This is a genomic window from Lishizhenia sp. (genome assembly GCF_033720595.1).
GTDB lineage: Bacteria > Bacteroidota > Bacteroidia > Flavobacteriales_D > Crocinitomicaceae > Lishizhenia.
This window is the reverse complement of record NZ_JAWWCF010000113.1, coordinates 1-9701: the sequence shown is the minus strand read 5'-3', so window position 1 is coordinate 9701 and position 9701 is coordinate 1. Positions and strand designations below refer to the sequence as shown.

Annotated in this window: 6 protein-coding genes and 1 pseudogene; all 7 read right to left on the bottom strand. The window is 36.7% G+C overall.

Features of this window, described 5'->3' with window-relative positions; translation table 11 throughout:
* On the bottom strand, positions 1–1448 hold a 1448-nt coding region (locus R3333_RS09135; protein ID WP_318958483.1), incomplete at its 3' end, for a hypothetical protein.
* A 245-nt stretch (positions 1449–1693) separates the two neighbouring features.
* Entirely contained in the window at positions 1694–2515 is an 822-nt protein-coding gene (locus tag R3333_RS09130; protein ID WP_318958482.1) for a GNAT family N-acetyltransferase, read from the bottom strand.
* Between the two features lie 190 nt (positions 2516–2705).
* A complete protein-coding gene (locus R3333_RS09125; RefSeq protein WP_318958481.1) occupies positions 2706–3509 on the bottom strand; it encodes an SDR family oxidoreductase in 804 nt (267 codons plus the stop codon).
* Between the two features lie 376 nt (positions 3510–3885).
* Positions 3886–4407 carry a hypothetical protein gene (locus R3333_RS09120; RefSeq protein WP_318958480.1) on the bottom strand — a complete coding sequence of 174 codons (522 nt, stop codon included), beginning with the start codon at positions 4405–4407 and terminating at the stop codon, positions 3886–3888.
* Between the two features lie 97 nt (positions 4408–4504).
* Positions 4505–6130 (bottom strand): tetratricopeptide repeat protein, encoded by a 1626-nt coding sequence (locus R3333_RS09115; RefSeq protein ID WP_318958479.1) that lies wholly within the window; start codon positions 6128–6130, stop codon positions 4505–4507.
* A 129-nt stretch (positions 6131–6259) separates the two neighbouring features.
* Positions 6260–8467 carry a catalase/peroxidase HPI gene (gene katG / locus R3333_RS09110; protein ID WP_318958478.1) on the bottom strand — a complete coding sequence of 736 codons (2208 nt, stop codon included), beginning with the start codon at positions 8465–8467 and terminating at the stop codon, positions 6260–6262.
* Between the two features lie 333 nt (positions 8468–8800).
* Positions 8801–9667, bottom strand: a pseudogene (locus tag R3333_RS09105) (pyridoxal-dependent decarboxylase).
* Positions 9668–9701 lie beyond the last annotated feature (34 nt).

Sequence of the window (9701 nt, the reverse complement as noted above, 5' to 3'; positions counted from 1 at the left end):
TTGAAGTTGGCAGAATTAATGTTGAGATCTACTTTATGTGTCAAATTAATTTTCCAAATTTTATAGTCAACGTGTGCCTTTAGATTCAATGAACTTACCGTATTTAGCGTATCCTGCCTCCACTTATTTTCAATGAAATATAGGCCGTTGTTAATTGTTGTAGATGATACACCAGCTCCAGCGTTTAATTTTCCTTTAAGTTTTAAATTTCCACCAATTGTAATGATTTGCTGAGCAGAAAGTTGATTGATGTCCCATTGGAAATTGTTCGCGTAATGTCTGCGTTGATAGGGTGTTGGATATAAATTGTTGAAGTCTAGATGGGCATTAATGTCAAAGAAAGGAAGCGATAGATTTACACGTGTATAATTCTTTAATTCGCCGGTAGCTCCAACCAAGTTAAAATAGAATTTATTGTAAAGATTGAACTTTTCAAACCCCGCATAAAGGTTAGAGGCTAAAAATATTTCAGTAGTGTCAAAGTATCTATCCAAGTTCTGATTCATCCAATAACGGTGGTTAACACTTGCATTTATTTCGAAATACTTCGAGCTAAAAAAGTAACCTGCTCCATTTTTAATAGAGGCTGTTTGGTATTGATCGCGCGTACGCGTTGAATCAATATAAAAGGTGTCAGCTAATTTTAGGGGTGCATTATCTGTAAATACTCGATTGATGACTTCATAACGGGTTTGCTGAAAGAAACCTGTTTTTAGTGAACTATCATTACTCAAGTTAAGGTAGTTTTCCCAGGAAATATCAGCCTTTTTTACGGTTGTTTCAGCAGATGTTTTTCTCACAGGGATAATTCCGATAACGTAATCCTTAAGCAATGTATCAGAACCTTCCTTAATCCCACCATTTTCACTCCAAGTGTAGGCGCTATATTTTGCATCTAATTTTGTGCTGTAATACTGTCCTTTGTGCAAGATTACAGCATTTACATCATTCACTGCATATTTGGATGAGCGTAAAAATCCGTCGCTACTTTTTTTGTTGTAGTTGAGGTTGAGTAAGGTTTTCTTATTCAGTGCCTGACTATACTGAACATCCAAGTTTTGTGTCAAAGAACCAGCGAAAGAATATTGAAAACCGATATAGGGAAGGGGAGAAATTAATATGGGGGTATTGGCTTGTCGTTGCAGATAATTAAACCCCGCAATGTTTGCTCCTAGCGCATCTTTTTGTTGCAAAAATTGGTTGAAACTCAGTTCGGGAAGTACAAAGCCCGAAGGTCTTAGATTTTCCTGGTTCCCATAAACTACATCAACTGAATCGAGCGCATAACCGCCACTTCTATAGCCCAAGGTTATACTGTCAATTTTAGGTGCCAGCAGTTTGTTCTGAGCTCCAGCAAGGTGTGCAGTTACTACTAAAATAAAAATCAAAAGTATGCGCTTCATAAATCTTCTCTGCGGATCAATGCTCAAATATAGAAATACTACCATGAAATTGACTTGTATCCTTCATAAAAGGTAGATGTATTCTGAAAAATTAGTGTTGGGTGCAAACTACTTTTTAAAATAAAAAGTACCGGGCTTTCCCTTTTAGTCCTTTGTAGTTTTACTGCTTTAGTAAAAGCCCCACTAAGCTTCTAGAGTCGCTTTGTGTAGCTTAAATAAGCAAACTAAAACTACCGCAGGCGCTACCAGTACTATCCCTGTTTGAAAAATGCTAGGATATATAATTTAACTTAAAAGCTTAAGCTCATTTCATATTGGTTGATTGCATTTTTGAGTCCTGTTTTTCGAAGTGCCTCTATTTTATCCGTTAATTTCTCATCCACATTGTTGATGCCTATACGTGGGTTTACTTCTTTAATACCTTGAAAAAGTCTTGCCCAAACTTCAGGAGTGTTATCCCATACTTCAAATTGAACAATTTGTTTACTGGCAGGGTTGTAGATAAAATACGATTCATCTTTGCCCTCATAATTAACACTATAATATAAATCCTCACTCGCCTTGATTGTTTCCCATTGATAGTCCCAAGAGTAATCGTTTTGATTTTTCAGTTGGTCCAGCGAGATATCTTCCATGCTGTGCTGCTTTAACTCAATAGGGTCTTCGCTGCAGGTTTTTATTTCTCCAGAAAAACATCTATACATTTTGTTCTTGGTAAAACCTATGTTTTCGTAAGAGTGTATAGCTACCTCGTTGAGGGTGATTACTTCTAGTAAACATTGTTCAACACCTTCCTTCTTTAATAGAGGAAGAGCATGTTCATATAATCTTTTTGTGATTTTTTTTCCGCGTTGTTTGGGTATTACCCCTGTCCCTGCGTTGTAGGCAATTTTTTTTCCATCTCTGGTGTCTATAGAGTTCAAAATAAAACCTACGAGTTCGTCTTTACAAAACATTCCAAAAGATAAAGAGAAGTCAACTTTGTTCAATGCCCATCTTTTTTTAAAATATGCTGGATCATCAGGGAAGTCAACAAAATGATTGCTAAAAGCTTTTAAGAAACATTCTATTATAACTTCAATATCTGTATTTTTTAAACTTTTAATATCCATCTTTTGTACTTCTAAATTGTAATTTACACCGCTATCGAATTTACTAAAAATTCTGTTTTGATTTATGGAAAAATTAAATTATCTCCTCGGCAGTAAGTACTTTTTATACTTGGTCGTTGGGTGATAGATGGAGTAGATAAGTTTTGATATTTGTCGGAAACTCTTCTGAATTAACGCGAGTTTTTAGGAGCTAATAATTCATGTTTCCCATTTTCTTCATGATAAAGTCAACAGCCCTTTTCGGACTAATTCTGTAAAATAGATCTAAGAACCTCGCATCCTTTCCTACGGTAGCTCTAAATTTATTTTGTTCGATTGCCTTCACAATGATTTGTGCGGCCTTATCAGCAGGGAGTGCCATTTTTTCCATGGCTTCCTTTTGTTCCTCATTATTTGTTGAGGACTCTACTCCAGAATTCTCCATTATATTTGTATTGATGGCCCCGGGGTGTATCACAGTACAGTGAACAGGCGTGTCTTTGAGTTCTGCATATAATCCCTCAGTAAAGAGTTTTACTGCAGCTTTGGAAGCACCATAAATGGTCTGACCAGGAAAAGGTATAAAACCTCCCATACTGGATATATTACAAATTGAAGCTTCTGGTCTGTCTAATAATTTGGGTAAAAAAGACTTCGTCATGTAAAGCATTCCATAAAAGTTTACATTCATGATGCGCTCAATTGTTTCGTAATTCAAGTCTTTAACATCGTTAAAAGGCTGAATGATTCCTGCATTGTTTATAAGGGCATCTACTGCTCCCAATTCACGCTCAATGAGCTCAGGTAATTGTTCAACAACCGTTCTATCAGATATATTCATGGAATGAAGGGTAGTGGTACCAGTACCTGCAAGATTTGCAGTTTCCTCCATCCCCTTTGTATTGAGATCAACCATCCCAACTTTAGCCCCTTTCTTAACCAAAAGTAAGGTCAGTTCTCTTCCCATGCCGCTTCCGGCGCCTGTCACTACAAATACCTTGTTTTTAATTTGCATGGGCTAAAGTTTACTCTACAAGTTAAAATAAAAATATGTGAAATGGAAGAAAGATTTTAAGTCGCTAAGCGATTAACTCGTAAGAACAATATGCTTTGGAGAAGAATGTTTAGTGTAATAAACTAGAAATGAAAGGATAAGAATTGTTCCTAAGCACTTGGATAGAAAGTGTGGTATTTGCCTGATTAATTAATGAAATGTAAAGACTGAAAATAAAAAACAGAGGCTCTCCAGCCTCTGCTTATTACGTGGTAACTAAAAACAACTATCCTATGATTAATTTAGTTGTCGTTACTAGACCCTGACGTTCTTTGCGAAGAAGGCAGACCCCTTTTTCCCAAGTATCAGCATTTAGTGTCATTGAACCATTGAAGGTTTACGATTCTAAAACTTGCGCTTCTGTTAAAGTGTAAATAGAAACAGATGCTTCTGCATAATCTCCCCATTCAATGGTAAAGTTTCCGCTTGTTGGATTAAGGAAAATATTTAAGTTTTCAAGTGCTTTTTCGTCCTGTGTATCTCCAAAACATTCCGTTAGGTTAGCTCCTGTCTCCCAATCTGAATTACTGCTAAAGCTAGATTTTGAGGTATGGCCAATAAATACTTTCCAGTTATCACTACCATAGGATGATTGTGCATCTAACATGAAGCGTATTTTGCTTATTTCATATGGACCACGAATACTACCCGCGTTCATTTCTGAAGCAGTATAAATTTGTTGTGAATAGGTATATCCTGAACAAGTATTGATAGGAAGAACATCTGAAATTGCTGTTCCAGTTCCAATTTGTATATCAACTTGTGAGTGAGAGTGTGTAACTACTAAACTCGATACAACAATTAAGACCGATTTGAGAAAAGTGGTTTTACTTTTTTTGAATAGTGTTTTAGTTTGCATGAGTTGTATGATTTGCTACTAAAACTCATCTTTTTATTTGTAAAACACTGAATTAGAGGGTGGACAAACGAAAGACAAAGTCTTCCCAAGTCCTTCTTTATATAGATAAAATAAAGGATTGAAGCTCTTTTTGATCTTTAATTTCGAGTTTTTTTCTCAGTCTTAAATTTGTTTTACTTACAGATTCGGGACTTATACCGAGTGCCTTTGACATCTCTAATTTCTCTAATTTAAGTTTAATTAATGCCGCTAATCGAATTTCTGCGTTGGTAACACTAGGGTAGTTTTCTTGAAAATAGTCGAAGAAACCTCTGTGACGCTTTTCAAAAAGACGTTTAAACTCTAACCAGTCTTCATCGGTTAAAAAAGTGAACGATTGAAGCTTGTCTGTTAGCGCTTTCATTTCTTCCTTTTTCTCACTTTGAGATTGAACGCTATTGATTTCCTCGTTCAACTCGTTAATTTTTTCGTTCTTTAAGATGAGGTTGTTTAAGACTTGACTCATCTCTGATTCTAAACGGTTAAGGTCTTCTTCCATTTGTTGATTCTTCAATTGCATCAACTCCTTTTCTTTTCTTCTTCTTTTCGTGATTTGCCAGATTGTTACTCCTGAGGCAACAATAGTAATTGAAATGAGTATCCAAAGACTATTTATTCTAATTCTATCCGTTTTTTGCGTTTCATGCAATAACTGTATTTCCGATTGTTTTTTCTCGAAATTAATTTGAAACTCTGTATTCTTTATGGTTAACAAGTCCTTGGACTTTATTATGGAGTCGTTATATTCTCTAAGAAGTTTATAACTATCAAATGCTTTTTTGTATTCGCCTGTAGCCTCGTAAAGCTTGGTTTTTGTTTGATAATATTCTAAAAATACATTTTTACCATGATGAAATTCTTGCAAGGAATCATGGATAGATAAAAACTCATTGGCCTTCTCAAAATTTCCTTTTATTACTTGTATTCTAGCGAGAAAGCTTAAGGCATTCATAGCACTTCCTAACTGCGTGTGTTTGATACTAGAGGTGTAATCAAGTTCGATATATTCGTATGCCTTATCTAATTCTCCTTGCTGAAAAAGTATGTTTCCAATATTACCAGATAATACACCATACCAAGCGTCATTTTTGGTTTTTTGTGCAATACGCATAGCTTTCTGGTAGTGTTCTATGGCCCTTTCTTTTTGATTTAAACTTTTGTAAATCAAACCGAGTGTATTGTAAATATTGATTTTCGTTTGTTCAGAAACTCCCCCGCAAGAAAGTCCTTTTTGAAAAGTAGACTCAGATTCCGAATATCTCCCAAAGAAGAAATATGAAATTCCCATGATTTCGAAAAAATCACAAGGCACACCAAATTTTGTAGGGTTATCTCCTACGTACAATGCAGTTTTGTAGATGTAAGGATATGCTAATTGAAACTCATTGTTGGTTTGTAGTTCTTTTCCGAGATAATAGGTGACTTGTGGATAATTTTCACTGTGTACCAAAATTACATTTTCAAGGCTAGATAAAAAATCGATGTATTCTTTTTTATTCTTAAAGAAATCTTCACCGTGTTTTTTTGCAAATTCTAAGACATAGTTGTTTCTCTCCTTTTTCTGAATTGAATTCAACTCTAATTCAAGATTTTGAAGACCTTCCTTGCTCGATAATTCTCCAGCGAAAACATTTAGGTTTAAAAGTAAAAAGAACAGAATATATAGAATTCTAGCATTAAACATGAAGAACAGGTATTATAGTTTCGTGAAAAGTAATAAAAAATCGTCCCGAACTTAACCAAAAAATTATAATCTATAAAAAGAGGCAGGATTATTCCTGCCTCTCATAATTCAAAGTAGTGATATGATATATTATTTTAAATCAAAGCGGTCTAAATTCATAACCTTATCCCAAGCTGAAACAAAATCATGTACAAATTTCTCTTTACCGTCTGCGCTGGCATAAACTTCTGCCAAGGCTCTTAGTTCCGATTGCGATCCAAAAACTAAATCAGCTCTCGATCCTGTCCATTTTAATTCACCGGTAGCTCTATCTCTACCTTCGTAAAATTCTTTGTGTTCAGATTTGGCTTTCCATATTGTATTCATGTCAAGTAGGTTGACAAAGAAGTCATTGGTTAGTAGACCGGGTCTATCTGTGAAAACTCCCACGTTAGAATTGTCAAAGTTTGTATTTAATACACGCATTCCTCCAACAAGAACAGTAAGTTCAGGTGGGGTAAGTGTAAGCAATTGTGCCTTATCGATAAGGAGTTCTTCTGTAGCAACCTGAAATTTATTTTTTAGATAATTTCTAAACCCATCCGCTTTGGGTTCTAAATAAGAGAAGCTTTCTACCTCAGTTTGTTCCTGAGAAGCATCAACTCTTCCAGGGGTAAAAGGAACTTTTACATTGTGTCCGGCATCCTTAGCAGCTTTTTCAACTCCTACGCATCCGGCAAGTACTATCAAATCTGCCATAGAGACTTTGTTACCTCCTTTAGCATTGAAATCATTTTGTATCCCTTCCAATTTGTCCAATACTTTAGCCAATTGAGCAGGGTTGTTAGCCGCCCAGTATTTTTGTGGAGCCAGACGAATTCTTGCACCATTAGCACCACCTCTTTTGTCTGAACCTCTAAAAGTTGAGGCAGAGGCCCACGCTGTAGCAACCATTTCACTTATGCTAAGTCCGGATGCCAACAATATTGATTTTAGACTTGAAATATCTTGGTCATTAATTATGCTCTCCGGTGCCGCTGGAAGTGGATCCTGCCAAATCAATTCTTCAGCGGGTACTTCTGGACCTAAATAAAGGGCTAAGGGTCCCATGTCTCTGTGTGTTAACTTGAACCAAGCTCGCGCAAATGCATCTGCAAATTCATCAGGGTTCTCGTAAAATCTGCGCGATATTTTTTCGTAAGCGGGATCAAACCTGAGTGACAAATCCGTAGTTAACATAGTTGGGATCTGTTTTTTCGAAGCATCAAAAGCGTTCGGAATATCAGCCTTGGCATTTTTTGCCTGCCATTGTTTAGCTCCTGCTGGACTCTGCGTTAATTCCCATTCGTAACCAAACAGGTTTTCGAAGAAATAATTACTCCATTGCGTAGGTGTTTGTGTCCATGTTACTTCCGGGCCTCCAGTAATGGCATCTTCTCCTTTTCCTGAACCGTGTTTAGAAATCCATCCTAAACCTTGCGCTTCCATAGGTGCGGCTTCTGGTTCAGGACCAACGAGGTCTACATCTCCTGCTCCGTGTGTTTTTCCAAAAGTGTGACCACCCGCAATCAAAGCAACAGTTTCTTCATCGTCCATCGCCATGCGTTTAAAGGTCTCGCGAATATCTTTCGCTGCGGCTATTGGATCTGGGTTTCCTCCTGGACCCTCAGGGTTTACGTATATTAACCCCATTTGTACTGCTGCCAATGGATTATCTAAATCTCTATCTCCTTTGTACCTTTTATCATCTTCCAACCAAGTGGTTTCATGTCCCCAATTCACATCTTCCTCGGGCTCCCAGACATCTTCACGTCCGCCAGCAAAACCAAATGTTTTAAAGCCCATGGTTTCTAGGGCAACATTTCCTGCTAATATCATTAAGTCTGCCCAAGATATTTTCTGTCCATATTTTTGTTTAATAGGCCATAGTAATCTTCTTGCTTTGTCTAGATTGGCATTGTCGGGCCAAGAGTTTAATGGTGCAAATCGCTGCTGACCAGCTCCTGCACCACCACGTCCGTCACCAACACGATACGTACCTGCGCTGTGCCAAGCCATTCGTATAAATAAAGGTCCGTAATGACCAAAATCGGCAGGCCACCAATCTTGTGAGTCCGTCATTAAATCGGCTAAATCCTTTTTTAAAGCCTTATAGTCTAAACTTTGAAAAGCCGCTGCGTAATCAAAATCATCACCTAAAGGATTTGAATTAGAATTGTGTTGTCTTAATATATCGAGTTTCAATTGGTTGGGCCACCAATCTTTATTTTTAGTACCGTTTGAAGCAGCGTTGTGCGAAGTAGCATTTCCGGTTGCTCCCGTAAAGGGGCATTTACCCTCACCATTTGAATTTTCCATTTTAGAATAAGTTTATGTTAGTTTTTCATTTAAAAGTTAGGAAAAAATGTGTGTTGAAGCATCAAGTTAATCCTAAATTATTTTTGTCTTTTCTAAAATTAGTAGGGAATAGATCGTAGGTGTTATCATAAGAAATGATACTACCATAGATTCTATTTATGGGAGATGGGAGGGCTTGTAAAGGAGCAGTAAACTAGACTTCCGCGTATGAAGATGAAAAGGTGATATAGATTCAATACCCATTGGAAAGAAAGAACTCAACATAGCTCCCCCCTTAAAAACGTTTCCTTAAGGGGCTGTTTCTTAAAGCTGGAAGAATGGGAGCAATCGAAATTACTTCTGAGATAAATCTTTAATTAATGGAAGGAGCTTTTCTATGGTGACATGATCCATGATTACGACCTTGTACCAATTCGGGTTATTATGGTTATCAGGAACCAATCCGAATTTATGTGCAATTTGTTCTGAAATGTATTTCGCTTTCATGGTAATAATATTAGAATTGGGATTTCTGTAGTATTCTACACCTAATTCTTCTAAGCGTTCTGTAAACCAGGCTGTTCTCTTTTGTAGTATAAATACTTTCTCTTGCCAGCCAAAAGGACCGTAGTTGTTTAGAATCATCCAAACTGCAACTGCATTGGCACCAGATCTACTTCCGATTAAAGTAAAATCTTCACCTTCTACATAACTTGCCTCTGCAGTATTCACGTAAGAAATTAGTCCTTTACGAATTAGAAAGATACCTGTTCCATAAGGTGATTGTGCCATTTTGTGCGCATCTAAAGTAACTGAGCTCACTTCGGGATTGGCAAAATTAAGGGCGTTGTTTTTATCTGTAAAGGGATAATAAAAACCTCCATAAGCCCCATCAACGTGTATCTTATATTTAAAATTGAAACGCGCTAGTAATTATGTTATGGCGTTAATGTCATCCAAAGAGCCATACATGGTGGTCATCATATTACAAACTGTTATGATGTATTTCTTTCCTTCTCGTTCTAACTTTTGGAATATTTTATCAGCTTCAGATATATCTATGGTTCTAGATTCAGCGTGAACAGGAAGTTTTTGTATGTCTATACCCAATAGGTTAGAAGCCTTATCCATGGAGTAATGACTGTCTTCACTGCATACAATTACAATTTCTTCTTTTTTCGCGTAAAACTCTTTTTGAAAGTAATTTCTGTAGACCCATATTGCTTGAATATTTGCCTCTGTACCTCCAGAAGCA

Bases quoted from the DNA above. Each gene is read 5' to 3' on its own strand.
- R3333_RS09130 (WP_318958482.1), bottom strand. From the start codon at position 2,515: ATGGATATTAAAAGTTTAAAAAATACAGATATTGAAGTTATAATAGAA.
- R3333_RS09125 (WP_318958481.1), bottom strand. From the start codon at position 3,509: ATGCAAATTAAAAACAAGGTATTTGTAGTGACAGGCGCCGGAAGCGGC.
- R3333_RS09120 (WP_318958480.1), bottom strand. From the start codon at position 4,407: ATGCAAACTAAAACACTATTCAAAAAAAGTAAAACCACTTTTCTCAAA.
- R3333_RS09115 (WP_318958479.1), bottom strand. From the start codon at position 6,130: ATGTTTAATGCTAGAATTCTATATATTCTGTTCTTTTTACTTTTAAAC.
- katG (WP_318958478.1), bottom strand. From the start codon at position 8,467: ATGGAAAATTCAAATGGTGAGGGTAAATGCCCCTTTACGGGAGCAACC.